This is a genomic window from Sutcliffiella sp. NC1 (assembly GCF_027594365.1).
Classification (GTDB): domain Bacteria; phylum Bacillota; class Bacilli; order Bacillales; family Bacillaceae_I; genus Sutcliffiella; species Sutcliffiella cohnii.
The window spans coordinates 1,824,554-1,843,625 of sequence record NZ_CP115153.1; the positions used below are offsets into that span (position 1 = coordinate 1,824,554).

The 19,072-nt window shown below is 34.0% G+C and carries 18 protein-coding genes; 15 read left to right on the forward strand and 3 right to left on the reverse strand.

The window, feature by feature from the left end; all coding sequences use genetic code 11:
* Positions 1-4 precede the first annotated feature (4 nt).
* From O1A01_RS09325 to O1A01_RS09350, 6 genes are all read left to right on the forward strand, one after another.
* Complete coding sequence (locus tag O1A01_RS09325) at positions 5-772, forward strand: SDR family NAD(P)-dependent oxidoreductase (protein ID WP_157729277.1); 768 nt, start codon at positions 5-7, stop codon at positions 770-772.
* 74 nt (positions 773-846) lie between these two features.
* Positions 847-1,080, forward strand: coding sequence for a hypothetical protein (locus O1A01_RS09330; protein ID WP_066415911.1), 234 nt, complete (start codon positions 847-849; stop codon positions 1,078-1,080).
* Between the two features lie 3 nt (positions 1,081-1,083).
* Complete coding sequence (locus O1A01_RS09335; protein ID WP_066415908.1) at positions 1,084-2,637, forward strand: sodium:solute symporter family protein; 1,554 nt, start codon at positions 1,084-1,086, stop codon at positions 2,635-2,637.
* 41 nt (positions 2,638-2,678) lie between these two features.
* Positions 2,679-3,695: an NADH:flavin oxidoreductase/NADH oxidase gene (locus tag O1A01_RS09340; protein ID WP_066415905.1), complete on the forward strand. Its 1,017-nt coding sequence runs from the start codon at positions 2,679-2,681 to the stop codon at positions 3,693-3,695.
* Between the two features lie 23 nt (positions 3,696-3,718).
* A complete protein-coding gene (locus O1A01_RS09345; RefSeq protein ID WP_235858119.1) occupies positions 3,719-4,552 on the forward strand; it encodes a polysaccharide deacetylase family protein in 834 nt (277 codons plus the stop codon).
* Positions 4,553-4,586: 34 nt separating this feature from the next.
* On the forward strand, positions 4,587-5,672 hold the full coding sequence (locus O1A01_RS09350; protein ID WP_066415904.1) for a C45 family autoproteolytic acyltransferase/hydrolase: 1,086 nt from the start codon (positions 4,587-4,589) through the stop codon (positions 5,670-5,672).
* 356 nt (positions 5,673-6,028) lie between these two features.
* Here O1A01_RS09350 and O1A01_RS09355 read toward each other — a convergent pair whose 3' ends face one another.
* Together O1A01_RS09355 and O1A01_RS09360 are read right to left on the reverse strand one after the other, a co-directional pair.
* Positions 6,029-6,154, reverse strand: a complete 126-nt coding sequence (locus O1A01_RS09355) for a hypothetical protein (protein ID WP_268874273.1) — start codon at positions 6,152-6,154, stop codon at positions 6,029-6,031.
* 15 nt (positions 6,155-6,169) lie between these two features.
* The gene (locus O1A01_RS09360; protein WP_066415902.1) at positions 6,170-6,685 is read right to left on the reverse strand and encodes a CBO0543 family protein; all 516 of its coding nucleotides are present in this window, start codon (positions 6,683-6,685) and stop codon (positions 6,170-6,172) included.
* Positions 6,686-7,018: 333 nt separating this feature from the next.
* Between O1A01_RS09360 and O1A01_RS09365 the strand changes: the two genes are divergently transcribed.
* Positions 7,019-8,014, forward strand: coding sequence for a DUF3231 family protein (locus O1A01_RS09365; protein ID WP_066415899.1), 996 nt, complete (start codon positions 7,019-7,021; stop codon positions 8,012-8,014).
* A gap of 127 nt (positions 8,015-8,141) precedes the next feature.
* On the opposite strand, the gene O1A01_RS09370 is transcribed toward O1A01_RS09365, so the two are convergent.
* On the reverse strand, positions 8,142-8,519 hold the full coding sequence (locus tag O1A01_RS09370) for a hypothetical protein (protein WP_066415897.1): 378 nt from the start codon (positions 8,517-8,519) through the stop codon (positions 8,142-8,144).
* 341 nt (positions 8,520-8,860) lie between these two features.
* Here O1A01_RS09370 and O1A01_RS09375 point away from each other — a divergent pair, with 341 nt between their 5' ends.
* The 8 genes from O1A01_RS09375 (at position 8,861) to O1A01_RS09410 (ending at position 19,066) form a co-directional block, all read left to right on the forward strand.
* Positions 8,861-9,829: a polyprenyl synthetase family protein gene (locus O1A01_RS09375; RefSeq protein ID WP_066415895.1), complete on the forward strand. Its 969-nt coding sequence runs from the start codon at positions 8,861-8,863 to the stop codon at positions 9,827-9,829.
* A gap of 89 nt (positions 9,830-9,918) precedes the next feature.
* Positions 9,919-10,146, forward strand: coding sequence for a hypothetical protein (locus O1A01_RS09380; protein ID WP_157076646.1), 228 nt, complete (start codon positions 9,919-9,921; stop codon positions 10,144-10,146).
* 73 nt (positions 10,147-10,219) lie between these two features.
* Positions 10,220-12,592, forward strand: coding sequence for a sensor histidine kinase (locus O1A01_RS09385; RefSeq protein ID WP_066415892.1), 2,373 nt, complete (start codon positions 10,220-10,222; stop codon positions 12,590-12,592).
* Positions 12,593-12,607: 15 nt separating this feature from the next.
* Positions 12,608-13,228, forward strand: coding sequence for a response regulator transcription factor (locus O1A01_RS09390; RefSeq protein ID WP_066415891.1), 621 nt, complete (start codon positions 12,608-12,610; stop codon positions 13,226-13,228).
* A gap of 286 nt (positions 13,229-13,514) precedes the next feature.
* Positions 13,515-14,411 (forward strand): thiopeptide-type bacteriocin biosynthesis protein, encoded by an 897-nt coding sequence (locus O1A01_RS09395; protein WP_066415890.1) that lies wholly within the window; start codon positions 13,515-13,517, stop codon positions 14,409-14,411.
* Complete coding sequence (locus O1A01_RS09400) at positions 14,408-15,556, forward strand: hypothetical protein (protein ID WP_066415887.1); 1,149 nt, start codon at positions 14,408-14,410, stop codon at positions 15,554-15,556. Before O1A01_RS09395 ends, O1A01_RS09400 begins: the two co-directional genes overlap by 4 nt.
* Positions 15,525-17,282 carry a hypothetical protein gene (locus tag O1A01_RS09405; protein WP_066415885.1) on the forward strand — a complete coding sequence of 586 codons (1,758 nt, stop codon included), beginning with the start codon at positions 15,525-15,527 and terminating at the stop codon, positions 17,280-17,282. Before O1A01_RS09400 ends, O1A01_RS09405 begins: the two co-directional genes overlap by 32 nt.
* On the forward strand, positions 17,279-19,066 hold the full coding sequence (locus tag O1A01_RS09410; protein ID WP_066415882.1) for a YcaO-like family protein: 1,788 nt from the start codon (positions 17,279-17,281) through the stop codon (positions 19,064-19,066). The genes O1A01_RS09405 and O1A01_RS09410 overlap by 4 nt, the downstream gene beginning before the upstream one ends.
* Positions 19,067-19,072 lie beyond the last annotated feature (6 nt).

The following is a 19,072-nucleotide window of genomic DNA, read 5'->3' on the forward strand; positions in this document are numbered from 1 at the left end:
ACAATTGAGTGATTTTGAAGGGAAAAGATTGTTAATTACTGGCGGTGCTTCTGGTATCGGTTTAGCCACGGTCAACCATTTTCTATCAAAAGGTGCAAAAGTCGCTGTCTTTGATATTAATCAAGAGGGCTTAACCAAACTGGAAAATCAGTATCAGCAGGATCTTCTCACAATGGAGGGGGATGTCCGAAGGGCCAATGAGATTGCTAGGGCACTAGACATAATGGTTGAAGAATGGGATGGAATTGACATCTTAGTCTATAGTGCAGGTATTTTCCCGGATATGCGAATCATTGATATGGAAGAAGAAGAATGGGATCGTGTACTCGACATTAATTTGAAAGGCGCGTTTCTTACATGTCGGAACGTGGCTCAAAGGATGATTGCACAACGTAGTGGGGGCCATATTGTTACAATTTCCTCTGGAAGCTATCAATCAGCTCGTATTGGGTCAGGGCATTATTGTGCTTCCAAAGCAGGCTTAGTGATGCTAACAAAAGTACTCGCATTTGAATTAGCAGATTATGGGATCCAAGTGAATAGTATTGCGCCAGGGCTGGTTGAGAGTGAGTTGTTGGATCCAAGTTATGTTCAGACATTTAGCAAAAGAATCCCACTTGGACGTCCTGCAAAACCTACAGAAGTAAGTGGTGCAATTGAAATGATTACTTCCTCGCTAAATACGTACATGACCGGACAAATAATTCCGATTGATGGCGGTCTATCATCTGGTCATTATGGCCTACCAAATTCAAATAAACAAGCAAGGTGAAAGAAAAAAGGTTTGTATCATCCTAGAATTTCTAGGTGTTCAAAATAATTTAATAATCAAAAGGGGGCAATTGAATGAATCAAGATAAGAATGAAACAAACCCAACGAAAAAGAGCAGTCATATCTTTGATATTGTCGTTTGGATTGGCTGGGGCGTATTGGTCTGGGGATTTCTTGCGTCGTTAGCGTTTATTGCATCACCTAAAGATTCCGCGGGTATTCATGAAGTAATCATTTTAGCTTACTTTCTAGGGTTTACATTTTTCTTTGGCTTGTTGTATTACATGGCCCTAAAAAGGGGGATATAATTTATGCATCTAGCATGGGGAATTGTTATAGTGTTGATCGCATTCGTTCTTATTAGTATCGTTGTGAAGAAATATGTTAAAACGGCGGAAGATTATTGGATTATGGGTAGAAAAGCAAAATGGTGGATGTTTACTGGTACATTAACAGCCAGCTACGTCAGTCTATCGACCTTTATCGGCGGTGTAGGTTCTGCTTGGAACTGGGGACCGATGCCATTCCTCCTCTTTTATACTAGTAGTTTTACCTTTGGATGGATCATTGCTGTCACATTAATCGGTTTACGAATGAGAAAACTTGGGGTTACTAGTATTTCAGAATACTATAAAGTGAGATTTGGAAGTAATGGAAAATGGATGTATGCAGGCCTTGGTTTAACGTTAGCAGGAATTCTCTATTTTTATCTATTAGTACAAATTCAAGGTGGTGGGTTAATCCTACAAACTATTTTTGATATCCCGTTACCATTAGCAGTCACAATAATGGTTATTATAGTTGCATTTACTCTTGGCTTGTCAGGGATGTGGTCAGTCGTTATCACAGACACGTTTGCGATGGTGTTATTTATCCTAATTGCAATTATTATTCTGCCCGCAACCATCTCTGCTGTAGGAGGGGTAGATGCAGGAATTGCAGCGATTTCATCCTTCGATGGTTGGTCAGCAACAGGTTCTTCTGGTTTAGGTATGGCAAGTTTCGTTGGTTATGCTTTAGCGTGGCTAGCAATTGTTGGTGGATCACCTCACATCATTAACCGTTCTCTTATAGTCGATAAACCAAAAAGTGTCTTAAAAGGGTCATTTATTTCTTATACCATTACCGTTGTTTTATCAATTTTAATCTTTATTTCGGCTGGTATGTTAATGGCTGTTATTGAACCAGGTTCAATGCATCCAGATAGCATTTCCGCCTATGCATCAGTTCATGTATGGCCTTGGATTGTCGGTGTCCTCATCATCGGTGCTGCAATGTCAGCCGCATTTACTACGGCAAACACGCAAGCATTATCAATTTCGCAAGGGATAGTAGATTTGTTTCGCTATGCGCTAAAACCGGACATGTCAGATGACGCTAAGAAGAAATATACAATCGGCATCAGTGTAATTGTTTTAATTTTAGTTGGAGTCATGGCTTTTAAACAAAACTATTTATTAATTATTGCTGGATCGTTAGCTGGGATAATCGCATCGCTTGGACTCTTCCCAACCTTAATCCTTTCATTATATTGGGAGCGTCTCACAATTAAAGCTGTTAATATTATGATTTGGTTAAGTGTTCCAGTTGGTGCGTTTATGATCATCACCAACAATCTTTGGGGTTGGTTTGCACCATTTCCTACAGTCTATAGTTTTCCAATTGGATTTGGAGGACTCATTATCCTCTCATTACTAACGAAACAAACAAACAGTGAAAAAGAAGGCTATAAATTATTAAAAGACAAAGGCTTTGCCACTGAGGAAGCTGCTCCTGAGAAACAAGATTATGTCATATTAATTGGTGGGTTCATTGTTGTGACAGTGGTATACTTCATCCTTTTATCAATGATAGGGATTTTCTAAAACTAATCAACCCTTAACTAATCAGATGGAGGTGGTATGAAATGGCCGGACTATTCAGTTCATTTAGTCATAAAGGACTTCAGTTGAAAAATCGCATTATGATGTCATCAATGTGTCAATATCAAGCTGAAAACAAAGATGGGACTCCAACAGATTGGCATTTTGTTCATTATGTAAGTCGAGCAATTGGTGGCACAGGGCTCATATTTCTAGAAATGACTAATGTGGAATTAAGAGGGAGAATAACTAATCAATGTCTGACTCTTCACTCTGAATACCAAGTTCCTTACTTCAAGCGAATTGTGGAAGAATGTCATAAGTATGGTTCAAAGATAGGCATCCAAATCGCCCATGCTGGTAGAAAATCAGTGATTGAAGGAAGCGATGTTGTTGGTCCTGGAAAGCATCCATTTTCAAAAGAATCTCCAGTACCAAGGGAATTAACTACGGATGAGGTAAAAGAGATTTGTGAAAAGTTTGGTGAATCTGCCGCATTAGCTGTTGAAGCAGGTTTTGATACGATTGAGATTCATGGGGCTCATGGATACCTTTTGCATCAGTTTATGTCACCAGCTACGAATCATCGAACCGATCAATATGGTGAATATCACGTGTTTCCCGTCGAAGTTATAAGAGAAATTCGTTCACGTATTCCATCTGAGATGCCGTTAATCTTAAGAATTTCAGCAGTTGAGTACGGAGAAAATGGTTACAACTTTAATCATATGCTAAAGTTAATTCCTCATTTTATTGAAGCTGGAGTGGACATATTTGATGTCAGCACAGGTGGAAATGATCCCGTAAGACCTGACGTCTACCCTGCCTATCAAGCACAATATGCCCAGGTAATAAAAGAAAGGTTTAAGTTACCCGTTATTACAGTTGGTCGGTTAGAAAGTCCGTATGTAGCTGAGTCGATAATCCGAGAAGGCAGGGCGGACATAGTAGCCGTTGGTCGCGGTCTTCTACGTGAACCATACTGGGCAAAAGAAGCGGCAATACAACTGAATCAAGAATTAACTTTACCAGGAGTTTATGACTTAGGCTATTCGCTGTGAAAATTAAAAAAGGAATGATGACATTGATTTGGAAAAAAGGGATACAAACACCTGTGATGCTCACGTTTGATTTCGATGCCGAAACATTATGGATTTCTAGAAATAAAGACAATCTTAAAAAACCAGGTACATTATCACAAGGTGTATTCGGGGCAAATGTAGGAGTTCCAAGTATTTTGGAGCTCCTGCGAAAACATGAAATAAAATCCACGTTTTTTATCCCAGGTTGGGTAGCTGAAAAATATCAATCTTTGGTAGAAGAAATTATTGCGGATGGGCATGAAATAGGTCACCATGGCTATTTACATGAATGGGTTGACCCGGAGGATCCAGAAAAAGAAAGGGAAGTTTTTATAAAGGGATTAACCGCTTTAGAGAAAGTAATTGGACATAAACCGGTCGGTTTTCGCTCACCAGCATGGGAAACAAGTGAGCATATGTTAGACCTATTAATTGAACATGATTTTCTCTATTCAAGTAATATGATGGATTCTATTAACCCGTATCGTGTTGTCAAGCAAGAGAAGCAGACAGATTTAATTGAAATTCCTGTCCATTGGATGCTCGATGATGCTCCCTTCTTTTTATTTAGTGTAACAGGGCCAGCAAGGCCGATTTTTCCAGCACAACATGTCATGAATGTCTGGAAAGAAGAATTTCATGCAATTTATAAACGTGGTCAGTTGTTTAATTTAGTTTGTCATCCGCAAATCATAGGTCGGCCATCCCGAATTGATATGCTTGATCAATTTATTCAGTATATCAAAAGCTATCCGAATATAGAGTTCGTTACAGGGCAAGAAGTCGCTTCTTTTGTGAAAGAGAGAAGCATGATGAGACGTAAGGAAAATCTGTAATAGAAATGTAGTATGAGAACAAAGGAGTTTATAAATGAAGAAATTGACTCTGTCAGGTTCCGCGTATGAGATAGGTAAACAACATGGTCTACTCGGGAAAGAAGAAATCCTTAGGAGTATGGAAACGTATGAAAAACTATTTTATGACTACCAAGGTATTCGGTGGAATGAAGTAAAGGAACGTGCGAAAATCCATATTAAAGCCATTGAAAAATTTGATGAACGTTTACTTGAAGAAATCCATGGAGTAGCAGAAGGGGCATCAATGGATTTTGAAGATATTTTGGCTCTCAATGCTAGAAGTGAAATCGCACTTACAGGGGAGGCACATTCCTCTTTCACCGATGGATGCACAAGTATTTTTACATGTAGTCCTTTATCAGCTGATACCATCATCGGTCAAAATTGGGATTGGAAAGCCGCACAAAAAAATAGTTTGTTGTTGCTTAAAATAGAAAGGGAGGACCGGCCGAACATCGTCATGGTAACAGAAGGTGGGATAATTGGGAAAATTGGCTGTAATGATCATTCGATTGGTGTCGGATTAAATGCCCTTCATTCTAAGAAGAAAAGCGATGGGGTTCCGATTCACTTAGGCCTTCGCTCGATTCTTGATTCTCGTTCGCTACACGAAGCAATGGGGAAAATTCAAGAAGGACAAATGGCGTCCGCTGCTAATTTTATGATTGGATATAGTGAGGGAGAAAATAAAGGGTTAGCTTTTCATGTTGAGGTGTCTCCATTTGGCATTGCTATTACAAATAATGAGACCGAATATGGCGTGCATACTAATCACATCTGTTCACCTGAAATTAAAATGAATGTTGGAGAAGGGAATAGTTTAAGATATAGTGATTCCGAAATTCGCCTTAGAAGAGCAGAACAACTTATAAAGTACGCAGTAAAAAATGATATAGAGATTAATGAAGAAACATTTAAATTGTGGTTCAGTGATACGTTCAATGCTCCCAATTCAATAAATCATTATATCAATCATCAAATCCCTTCTCATCGACATATCGAAACTGTTTTTTCGATTATCATGAATTTAACAAAAAAGAAGCTGTATATTAGCGAAGGCATGCCAGCCCATGAATCGTATGAGCAATATGGGTTTTAATACGCATTTATGAAAGTGGAATCTATTTTTTCATGTTAAGGCCAATTTTCGAAATCGACTATCAATATTAAACAAAAAATACAGAGTACTTATCATAAGTACTCTGTATTTTTTGTTTAATCCTATTCACAACAACATTTTCATTTACAAAGTATTCATATGCATACATTTTGAAAAGAAAGGTACTACATGACCACATTAATTTATTACAAGCCATTCACTCCGAATGAAATTGACTCACTAGCTGGAAAACTTACGCTGAATATCCAGTCGTATTTGAACTAGCTTTTATTTGGTAGTTTATTGTCAAGGCGTTAGCCCTTTTGCTATTGGTTACTATTAGCCAACAGTCTCCCTTAATCTACCGGCCCTTTTTTCTTTCTAACCTCTGTTCGGACATTTAAATATGTCCACATAATAATGTATGTTAAAAATAGTAGTAATAAAAAAACTGGAATAGATAATAATTCTTTAATTTCCATTTGAAGTACTCCTTCCTATTTTAAGCTTTCCAGCGGGAATGGGAAAAAGATATAAAAAATAATAGCTAACAGAATGGATAATAGTATAGCTTTGAGAGGGCTTCTGTAATGTATATAAATAATTGTAAACATCACAGTATTTAATAGTAAATTTAGCCAACCGTTCCATCCGTTATCATAGACATACATTCCTGTATAAGCAAATAATGTTTGGATCACTGAATAGAATAATACCCATATTCCTATATAAACTATTTGCGAATTTCGTTTTTGAGGGAACCTTTGTAAATAAATAATTAATCCAACGGGACAGATAAAAAGAGTAAATGCTAAATTAATAATGGAGTGATTTAACCATTCTGCTGTAATTCCTCTAAAAGCCCATAATGTATGGTTGTAATAAAAGTAATTGTAAAAAAGATTAACAACCATAAAAAATAGAATAGTTGAATATTGCTTCTTCCATTGAGACCAATCTACAAACTTATAAGCAAAAAGAATCCAAACAATCATTACTAATAATAAATACATGAATAAACACCTCAATAATATTAATAATTGCATCTTTAACACTATTGAGATGTTTTATACTTATCGCATAATGAATTTTCAGAAACTTTACTTCCCTATCTAGCCTTCATCTTCACGGACATCAAATATATTTACTTTTTCACTCTTTTTAAGCATTTAAGCAAATTCAGTTGGCGTAATTTCTTTTAAGATTATTCCTCCCTTATCATTTCATTTTTTTGATCGTATTATTTCCTCTAAGTTAAAAACCTTCAATTATTTTTCTTTTCATAATAATGACTAGATAAACAAACAATAAAGACATTAATGGGGTTTAAGAAGGAGAGAATTAGTATGCATAAATCTGAAGTGCCTTTAACTTCTACGGAATTATCTAATATATGGGCAGCCTATTTAATGAGCAATTTAATTATGAAATTAACGGAGTATTTTTCTACAACTACGGACGATGAAGATATAAAAATAATTGTTGAAAAAATGTTCAATGCCTCACAACAAAATATAGAAAAACTTACTACATTTTTTATGAAAGAAGATTTCCCTACACCAATCGGTTTTACAGAAAGAGATGTAGTGAAGGAGGCGAGTAAAGTCTTTTCTGATACTTTTATTTTGTATTTCTGTCATGACATTACATTGCTCGCTTTAACTACTTATCCTAGTGCTTTATCTGATTGCACTAGAAAAGATACAAGAAACTATTTTCATACCGCTTTGGAAACTACTATACAGCTTCAAGATGAGACGGTTGAATTAATGCTAGAAAAAGGTATTTACCTTAAGCCACCTCAACTTACATTTGAAAAAAAGGTGGAGTTTGTAGATAGCAAAAAATATTTAAGCAAATCGTTAAGTGAAGCAAGAGCATTAAATGCAGCGGAAATTGCTAACATAACAAGAATTATTCATAGAGCATATTTTTCAAAAATGATTTTTGTTACGTTTAATAAGCTAAGTAATGACGAAGAGTTAAAGAAACATTTCGGGAAAGGGAGGGATGTAATTGAATCAACAATAGATTCCTTAAAAGAAGTATTAGAGGAAGAAAATGTCCCAATATCCGCCTCTGGAGATTATCAAATATTTGACGTGGAAGTATCTCCTTTCTCTGATAAACTAATGCTTTATTTTGTTAATGCATGTCTTGGGATGTTTTGCTTTACGATGATCGGCCAGGCATTGAATACTACTTTAAGGTCAGATATTATATTAAAGCTGACAAACATTAATAATAAGATGAAGAAGTACTATGGTGAGAGTCTATTCCTTACGATTAATAAAGATTGGTTCGAACAACCACCTCAAGCAGTTGATCGGAAATTAGAGTAAACGAGGGGACAGGTAAGATATTGAAAATAATATAAGGAAGAAAATAAGAGGTTTATTGTATAGTTGTTGGTGGTTGGTTCTATTTTTGGATCTATAATGGAAAACCACCAACAATCGTCTTAATTTTCTATTGGTTTTTTAACATTCGCTTAAAATCTTTTATTTCACTTTCATGCTTAATTGAACGAACCGATAAAATATCAATCACACGCTGTTGGTCTTCTAATGTATCTTTTAGTTCATCTGTTCTTTCATCAATATGTTGCTCTATGCGTTCAAAATATGGGCCTAAACCATTGATAAGATTATCTTTTATAATGGAAACGTCTCGTTTTATCTCTTGTTGTCCTTGTTCTAAACTAGAAACGTCTCGTTTTATCTCTTGTTGTCCTTGTTCTAAACTAGAAATGTCACGCTTTATCTCTAGTTGTCCATTTTCTATACCGTCTAAACGGGTATTGACATTTTGAAGTTCAGAAAGTATTCTTTTCAAAGTTTCTTCCATACAAAATCCCTCCGATATAGTTTTCTATATTATATCACGTATATGATAAGCTAATCTATTAATCTAAAAAAAGTGAGTAGGAAAAATCTTAACATAATTAACTTGGAACGAGTGGACAGGATTATTCTTAAAGCTTATATTAGCGAAGGGTGTAAAAAATGTGTGAATAACTTTCCTATCCTCTTGTTGCTCTTAGTAACTTACTGAAACTGTTATAATATAATTAATGATTCAAAAATGATGAGCGAAGGGACAGGCTAATGGGCACACATTAGTAAAAGAAATGTAAAAAATACTTTAATGACTTTTCTATCCCTAAAATCACTAGGAAGGAGAGCAAAATGAATAGACAAAGATTTTTAGAGGAAGTGAATACTCTATTAAACTGTCAGAGTCCATTTTATATGGAAGATTTTAAGGAGAATGTTATTGCTTCTTTTGCGGAAAGAAGTAAACCTTTACATGAGAAAAATGTTTCGTTTTGGAGTGATTTGTCGCTTTTGCTAGGGGAATATTATTCTGTTCCAGCTAGTGCGACTGAACGTATTGCCTTCTCTTTAGAGTTTGCTTTACTAGCAGGGGACATAATGGATGATATTAAAGATAGAGATAATAATGATGCTCCGTGGGGAAAATTACCTCTCGAAGATACGATGCTCCTTGCTAACTGGTTGTATACAAATGCATATACAATCATACTGCGCTCACCTGCAGAAGTTTTTTGCAAAACAAAAAAGAGTAAAATACTACATTGTTTATCTTCACATGTCTCACATGCACTTATTGGGCAATGGAATGAAAGCAAACTGAATGTTTTTTGTATGGAAGAGACGGAATATTGGGACTACGTATATAGCAAATCCGGGATTCTAATAAAAATGGCTTTCTCCATTTTTGAGGCATATACAACAATAAAACCGGAGAATACGCTGACGCATATACAAATAGGCAAAAGTTTAGGGGCGGTTGTTCAGCTGCAAAATGATTATTTAGACATTCAGTCTGCTCAAAAGTCAGACTTACGTAAGTTAATGCCTAATTTTATTCTTATTAAGGGAATTGAAAACAGTAGGATAAAAGGTGATACTTTCGCTACTAAATTAAAAGAGTGGTATGACAATAAGGAACTTGAAAAGAACAGAATAGAAATAATGAAAAATTTGCAACAAAGTGGTTCTTTTGATTACTGTAAATTTCAAATATTCTACCATCGTAATAAGGTAGACGAATGTTTGAACATGCTAAAACCTCCTGTTCAAAATGAGCATTCACTATCAAAACTTAAACATTACTTAGGTATAACAACCTAAAACAAAAAATAGATGTTAGAATATTTTAATTGTTGAGAATATTTAACAACTATGATATTCTGTAAAAAGAAAGGAGGGATATGGAAATTATGTCGAATAAAGTTTGGGAATTAGTATGTAAAACGAGAGAAATGCATCTTAAAGGCGAAGACCTTGCACAACTAGTAAGTTTAGAAGAGTACCAAAGCTTATCAAAGGAAGAAAAACGTGCCTTTTTACAATTTATCGGAGACATGAAAGATCAACTTGTAAAAAATTGGGGAATGCCTTGGGTTGGTGGAGAAATTAGAGCAGCAATAGATAACCAATCTACATAACAAAATGTTGAAAAGTCAGGTCTAAAGTAGGTCTGACTTATTTACATAGATTCAATAAACAGGAAGTGTTATTATGGATAAACTATTATTACGACGCTATACGAATCAAATAGTATTTTTTCTAATAATTGTATATATAATTATTTTTTTGTTCTTCGTATCCTTCAGCTTTAAACACCCTTTTTTAGGTGTAATTGTTAATGAAGAAGAAAACCAATATTATATAAAAGGTTTAAGAGTTGTAGAATTTGAAAAAGAGTTTGACTTGAACATTGGTGATAAGATCATAAAAGTTAATCATAAAAGTGTTAGTGAACATGAAACAATTAAATGGAATATTATTGAATTGGCGTCACACATAATATTAGAAGAGGAAAATGGGGGGATTAAAGAGGTTAACATCTTTGAGTATTACACTTGGAAGGACTTTTCACGTGTTTTTCTATTAGCTATTACTTCTCTAGTTTGTATCATTACAGGTACTTATACATTTATAAAGTTGAAGAAGCATAAAATAAAAGGGATTTATTTCATGTTAAACTACTTTATCGCTCTAGCCCTTATTTCATCTATTTCATCAGGGTTAATGCATATTCCCTCATTAACTATACTGCTAATCGTATTCCCTTTTATTCCTAATTTACTCATATACTTATACCTTAATTTTCCTAAAGATGAAAAATATAACCTTTTTACTAATATAAACGCCTTTTTAGTTATGATTAATATACTCATTGTCAGCACCAATATAATAGATATATTTTTACTAGATTTCACTTATCATTACTGGATAAAGCGAATATGGATCATATTGTTTCTGTTAGGAGTTTTATTATTTTTAGTGTTACTAGTAACGAAAAGCTTGCGAACAAAGGATCCCGTTATAAAAAATCAAATCAAACTATTAAACGTTACGTTCCTATTTATTTTTATGCCAGCAATCATATTTGGAATAATACCCTCATTTATTAACGTTAATCCAATCATAATCCCAACGGAGTTTTTAGTACTTTCTTTTAACTTATTACCGATTGTTTTTTCCTATGTTATGGTAAAGAACAAAATAATTGATGTGAATATTTACCAACCTAAGATTATATATTATACAGTCATCCTACTAATCAGTATTATAGCTTATTACTTATGGACAAGCATTGTTAGTAGTTTGGTCATGAAAACCGATTTATTACCATTTACAGACATAATCGGAATCATTTTATTAGTTTTGCTAGTTTTGCAGTTGATGAAAATACTTCCGAAGTTAATATTAAGAAAATTATTCGGACTACAAGATAATTTTAACCAACATAATCATGATTTATTATTAAAGTTAGTTAAAAGTGAGCATGCGGAATCTGTTATGGAGTTCGTTTTAACTTCTATACATAAAATAGTGGCTATTGACTCATCTGCGATAGTAATAATAAATGAAGATGGGCGAGAGTATTTTTTCGCAACGGGGAAGTACTTGTTGTGGAAAGATGAGCTATTAAAATGGTGCCAACATGATAGGAAAGCTATTAATAAAAGGTTTAATAGTGAATTATCTACTAGTAAAGAAATTATTTGTCAATACAAAGGGAAATATAAAGTACACTTTTTTATAGGAGAAAAGATTAATGGAAGTCGTTTGGAACCACAAGAAGTAAAGCAACTGGAAGAAATGTTGGATATAGCGGCAGAGGTGATATTTACTGCGACCCAACTTAAGCAGTTAGAGAATGAGAAAATGTTCTTAAATAATAGTAGAGAACTCATAAAGCATAAACTACATGACGTTCAGTCATACAATCAGCAATTAGTAGAAGTGCAAGAAAATGAGAAGAAAGAATTATCTATGTACTTGCATGATCATATTTTGCAGAGTGTAATCAGTTTGAACCATTCTTTAGAAGCAGCAATGCAAGATATAAAAGGAAAATACTATATGTGCACTAAAGAGGAAATGAATCAAGCTGTAAGGATGTCTGCCAAGTTAATGCATGATCTACGGGAGAAATGTTTTGATCTTTACCCAGGAATGATAGACGACCTTGGATTTTTAAGAACGTGTGAGTATTACTTTCTCTATGATTGGAATAATAGCAAGTTGCGATTAAATTATAAAGTAGATTTGACAGATAAAGATTTAGATAACATATCTAAAGCCGATCAAAAAATAATCTTCCGAAGTTTAAAAGAGCTAGTAAAGAACGTGGAAAAGCATTCGAAAGCAACCGAACTTACTATTTTGATGAAAAAAGAGGGTAATACGGTTAATATTCAAGTTAACGATAATGGAATAGGCTTTGAGATAAACAATAATATGATTAGTGAATTTCTGCAGAAAAAACATATCGGCATTGCTTCTGTCAAGCAAAGTGTTGAAAAAATGGGGGGATTGTTAGATATCTACTCCACAAAGGGAAAAGGAACTTCCATTCATTTAAACATAAATATTAACTAGGCGGAGGGGTTGACATTGAAGCAAGTAAAAATCTTAATACTAGACGACCATAAAGCAGTTAGTTATGGTTTGACAAAACACTTAAATGAGCGAGATGGATTAAAAGTTGTTGCGGAATTAAATAATAGCACCTCTTTATTACAAAAAATAGAGCTGCATACCCCTGATGTATTAATTATTGATATTAAACTAGGAAATGATTCTACTCAAGATAATGGGTTAAAGATAGTTCGAAGATTAAGAGAGCAAGAGATTAACGTACCGATTGTTATATATTCAGGTTTTGACTATCAACCGTATGAAGAAGAAGCGTTTCGAGTTGGGGCAAATGCTTTTGTTTCAAAAAGCGATACGTTACAGACGTTAGTAGATATGATTTTATTTGTATCCAAAGGCATGACTATTAGGAAACAAGAGTACATGAAAACAGAACCATTAACAGAAAAGGAAATTTTAGTATTAAATTTGATGGCGCAAGGATATACGAATAAACAAGTTGCAGAAGCAATTCATGTTAGTTCAAGAACGATAGAATACTATATAACTTCGCTCTATGAGAAATTGCATGTTGAATCTAGAATTCAAGCGGTTTTAAGAGGAATAAAATTCGGATATATTAAAGAAGAAAGCGTGTAACGTAATCATTTATTCTTGTATGTCGCTTCATTTCAAAAGTTAACATACATAGGTATATTTTAGTTTAGAAGATGTAAGACTGAAGTCGTGGTAGATTAGCCGTGGTACTTAATCCGAAGGTATGGACTTTGTAATTAATAATAATATAAATAGCATTTTTCAAAAAATTGCGGGATTCCGCAATTTTTTTTTCGTTATAAAGTAGAAATAATTGCGGGAGAAACGGATTAAAATTGAATAAATCTATACTATAGTTAAGCTATAGAAAAAACATTGGGGGAGTTAGATGGATAAAAAGTGGACAAGCTTTCACCTGTATTACCATAGCTTTGATCAATTAGACATACTCCTTCTCGAATTAATTGAACCAGTTATGGAACAGTTAAATATAGATTGGTTTTTTATTCGGTATTGGTATGGTGGGCCACATATTCGGGTGAGGATGTTACATGTTAATGAGGAAGAAAAACGGTACATTTCAGAGAAATTCCGATCTTATTTAGATACTCATCCATCGAATGAGAAACTAGATGTTGCACAATTTTATAAGCAGTATAGTAAATATTTCTCACTAGAAAATATTAATAGTAGAAATGTAGAATGGTACGAAAATAATAGTGTAGTAGAGTCTGAATATGTTCCTGAAATAAATCGATATGGAGGACTAAAAGGTATCGAAATAAATGAGGACTATTTTATTTCTAACACTAAACTAACTGTTAAGGTTTTACAGTCATCCAATAATCATCGATTCTTTCTTGCGCTCGACAGTTTTTTCATTAGTTTAATGATAATGGAAAAAGAAGGAGTAATGAGCACCGATTCTTTTATCCAGTACACGAAGAAGAGTGTTACACAGAAAGAGGCTGTAAATCAAGCAACCTTCCTTTTTGACAGGCATAAAGAGCACCTTATAAAAAGGTACAAACGAATCAATCACATTTTGGGGCGTGAAGCCAACAGTCATGTACAACTTTATGTCACGAATTACTATCATCTATTTCATAACTTAGTGAAGATGATGAAACTACATAAGTTACCGAAAGATCAATTAATCACGGTTTTAACTAGTCAAATGCATATGTACTGTAACAGGCTGGGGCTTTCTCCTTATAAAGAAATGTTACTCTATAAGCTATGTGAAAAAGTTTTCTCGCTAAATAAAAGGGAGGTTTTAGAATGAACTTTGATCATCCAAACGGTCAACGTATAAACTTCACTATCTTCTACAACAGCAATTCATCAAATCTATATACAGACTGTTTTCAGCCAATTAGTAAAAAGCTAGAGCAAGAAGGTTTTCCTAAATATTATTTAAAAAGAAATTGGATAGGTGGTCCAAATTATACGTTAAAAGTAATGGACGAAGAAGGAACTTTTCCGATTTCCTTGATGAAGGAAGTAGAGGAGATGTTCTTACAGTTTGTTTCTCACAACCCATCACCTCCGCTTGATGAATTATTATATAGGAAGAAAATTGAAAAGATTGCTCACTTTGAAAACCGTAAAGTAAAAGATTTGATAAGAAACAATACGGTCCTCACTGAAGTTGATAAGGAGATGATTGAGAAAGAGACGTTTGAGAATCTGCAACAGCTTAAAAGCTACGAAGACCTTTGTTGTCAAATGACACAACATGTTTTATCGATTCAGGCAAAGTGTTTAACAAGAAAAGAGATGGACAAGGAAGTTTTCTGTATGTTGATTGTATTAGCATGCCATTTCCCAAAATGGCGATCAGCTAACAACCCTAACTTGCAGCTACATGGATTTGTTTCTTATTATTCCCACTACGTAGGGTTTCTTCATAGTTTGTCAATGGAGAATAAGGATAAAGTAGAGACCAGTTTTAGAATGAAATTTGAAGCATCTGAAGAAGAATATCGAAGCTATACAAAAGAAATCATCGATAGATTAAAAGGTAAGAAAGAAGATGTGCTACAAAAATGGGTCGAGTATTTGCAATACAATTGGCCTAAAGTTCAAGCTCTTTACCAGGATGGAGCTATTACCTATAATTCTCCTTATTCAACAAAAGAATATGATATAGAACAATATAGTGAAGGTCATAAAAATTTAATGTCTAACCCTACAAATTTGAAAGAATTAGCAGAACACGAACATTTTTCAACGTATCGATGGATTTTAAACGTTTTTTATGCGCATTTTCCTTTATTAAACACTGCTGCGCTAACCAAATTTTACAATACCTATGCCTTGTCAACACTATATCTGAAAGATAATCAGTTATTCGACCCTTTATTTCATCAGTTTTCAAAGGGGGTAGCAAAGACCGATGAAAACGTTCTATCCACGGTTGAAAAATGACGTAAATATATTAGAAACGAAAGACGGTTTAGTGTTAAAAAGAAAAAAAGAATATATCTATATAAAAGGCAATACCGCTTTAAAGGATTTTATTTATAAAGTGGCAGCGTCATTAGATGGCCAGAAAACGATAGAGGAAGTACAATCCAAATTTGATGAAAATGCAAAAAAAATAATACAAGTGATTCAACATCTAGAGAGTAAAAAATTCCTTCACAATAATTATGAAAATATAATTAACAGCCAAAGTATAGTTTACTCTCAACATAAAACGACGATTGATTACATTTCCAATTATCAAGAGGATGGACTAGCTCGCTTTCAACATTTTCGTAACAGTAAGATATTAATTATAGGCTCAGGTATGAGCTGGGAATCAATTATTGATAATCTATCTAATCTTGGTATGAAAGAACTACACGTTTTGCAGATGCATGGTAGAAGTGAGCAATTGTGCCAAGAATGGAATCTTCCTTCCGAACGTCACAATGGGAGCGATACAGCGATCGTTAAAATAAATGAAATACCTTCTACAGAAGTAGCAGCGGATTATGATTTAATCATACATGTGCAAGATAATTTTGATCGAGAAGATTATATTTTTATTGACACGAAGATACAAACGGCTAATTTAATTCACGTATTTTCAGAAGGACGTTATGCATATCGTACTTCTATTGACGTCAGTGCTAATTTTATTTGGCGTACGATGTTAAGAAAGAGATGGATGAATTTTCATCAAAGAACAAAACAGAACAAAGCTCCTGAAAAAATGTCCATGTTATTAATAGGGAGTCAAATTGCGTTAGATGTCTTACATCATATGACAGGTGTAGAAATAATGATAAATCATTCCATAAAGAAATTCGACTTACAATATGAGCAATCTCCTAAAGAATTATATATGATTCAATCTTCCTCCAAAGGACAGCAAAAAATGAATAAAGCGGATATGATTAATATGTATAAAAGTTTAGTAGATCCAGCAATAGGCCTATTTATAGAATTTAACGAAGTGAAGCATAATCATTTTCCATATAATATTTACGAGCTTAAGCACGGTGAAGAGTACGTATCGATAGGTGCTTCATTATCCGAGGAAGATGCACAACTTTATGCCTTTACAACAGGATTTAAACATCATGTAACAAAGGAATATAATCAAGAAGGTTTTTCTATATTGGAAACGAGTAAACAAAGGTTGTATGAAAAAACAGTCCAATATCACGTGTTAACAAAATTAAAGGACATAGTAAAGGTGAAAAAAACTTTACCTATTAGTGACTGTAACATGAGTAGTGAAGCATATTTCATCTTACGTAGTTTACAGATGAGATTTCAAGAAGAAGTACACATAAAATATGTAAACTTAAACCAAGATTTGTCACCGGCACTTCATAATAAACCTGACTTGTTTTACATTCACATTAAGGCAAAAATCAATGAATACTTTTTACTATCAGACTCCTTGCAATTTCCAATGCAAGAAATATTAGAACGAATATATCTACACTATATTGTAGAAGGGAAATTGTCTAATCCACTACAAGATAATCAATTTTTCACTGAACTATCGACTCAGCAACTTTCAATATTGGAAAGTATGTATTTGGAGTTAACGAACGATAGCATAAAGGAAAACAGCTTAGTAACAACTTTCGATTTAATGGGTAACGAAATTCACATAAGCTGGATGACTCCATCTACGGCAGGTGTCCAAATATGATGAAATTACTAGTTCAAGTTGGCATGAAAAATGAGAATGAAGGTAAAGCTTTTATTTCCCAATTAAATAGAACCGACTCTAAGTTCCAATTTATTTCAGTGAAGGAATTCAAAGATGACCATTACTTGAATATACACCTTCATACGAATGATGAACCGGAATTGCTCACTCCCGTAACCCATAATAGTAAAACATTAAATGTTTTCTTAAATAAAAAATTAGTGATGGTAGGGCCGTGGTTCTCACCGAATGCAACTACTATATTGGATGAAAATTACAAATTAATACGTACATCATCTAATGGAACGTATCCGATAATAACACAATTAAACGAAATGGTGATTATCATCATAAGAGAGTTAGAACATGCTTTATTAAATTTAGAAGACAGTAACTATGTTTACTATTTGGATCGAGATATTTTTAGGAAGAAACATATATTAGCGAAACCAACCAATCAATATAGGGAAAAATTGCACGAACAGATTTCCTATAAAAAAGTAAAAGGAAGTCACAGACCGTTTAATCGCTATAACAGTTTACTTGAAAAATTTATTATTTTTGCTTATAACAGCGACCTTCAATTAATAAAATCGAATGGGCAATATTTATGTGTTAACGTAAAAACAAAAGTTGCTGGAGCTGGAAAAGGTGTTCATTCGGAAGAAAATAAACGAAGTGCTTGTTTTGAATATTTAGAGCGGTGGGCAGGTAGTTTAGTTCCTGATGAAGTCAAAGAATCTACTTATATAAACATAAAAGAACAAGCAATACATCCAAGGAAACTAGGAGTTTATGAACATACTACCTATAACAAGGAGTCAAAACAGTTACAGCAATATACAGATACACTACAGCTTCAGTGGGTAAAAGCCTTTTCGTATAAAGAAAAGCGCGAGAAATATGTCCCTCTACAAGTAGTGAATTATTTAGCACCAGCTAAAAACCGTTATATCTTTGAGAATAGTAATGGCTGTGCAATGGGGAATTCTATGGAAGAAGCTACTTTATATGGCTTATTAGAGCTGATTGAAAGAGATAGCTTTCTAGCTGTGTGGTACAAGCAGTTGCAAGTTCCGGAGATTGATCGCGAAAGTATAGAATCGCTGGATATCCAACTGGTGATAAAAAAGATGGAGTTAGACGGATATGAATTGCGATTATTTAACACAACATTAGATACAAACATACCGAGTGTTTGGGTAGTTGCATTAGGTAATACTAGATCTCAACTGGCGACTTTCTCCACCGCAGGAGCACATGTAAGTGTAGAAAAAGCAATTTATGACGCAGTAATGGAACTTTATCATAGCTATAAAGGTGTTGAAGATGCTTATAACAAAGAAAAGTTGAAAATAAGTACATTAGTAAAAGATGAGGACGTACTAGATATGGAGTCACATGCTCACTTTTACGCCAAACGTGAGCAACTTAAACGATTTGACTTTTTATTAAATCGTTCAAGTGTAAAGAAAATGACCGTCCAAGAAATGAAGAAAAAGTATGATTTTCGTAGCGATGATATAAGAGAAGATCTCCGCTATGTATTACACTCACTAGAACGATTAAAATATGAAGTTATTGTATACAACCAAACTCCAAAGGAATTAGAATATCTAAATTTATATGTCGTCAAATGCATTGTACCAGAATTGCTAACGTTAGATTTTGGTTATCCATTTAGTAGAGTTAGGAGGAAGAGGTTAGAGGAAGTTAGTCAATTACATATTCCAACGAAACTAAAAGAAGATGAAGTGTCTAGCTATATTCACCCTTTTCCATAGGAGGAA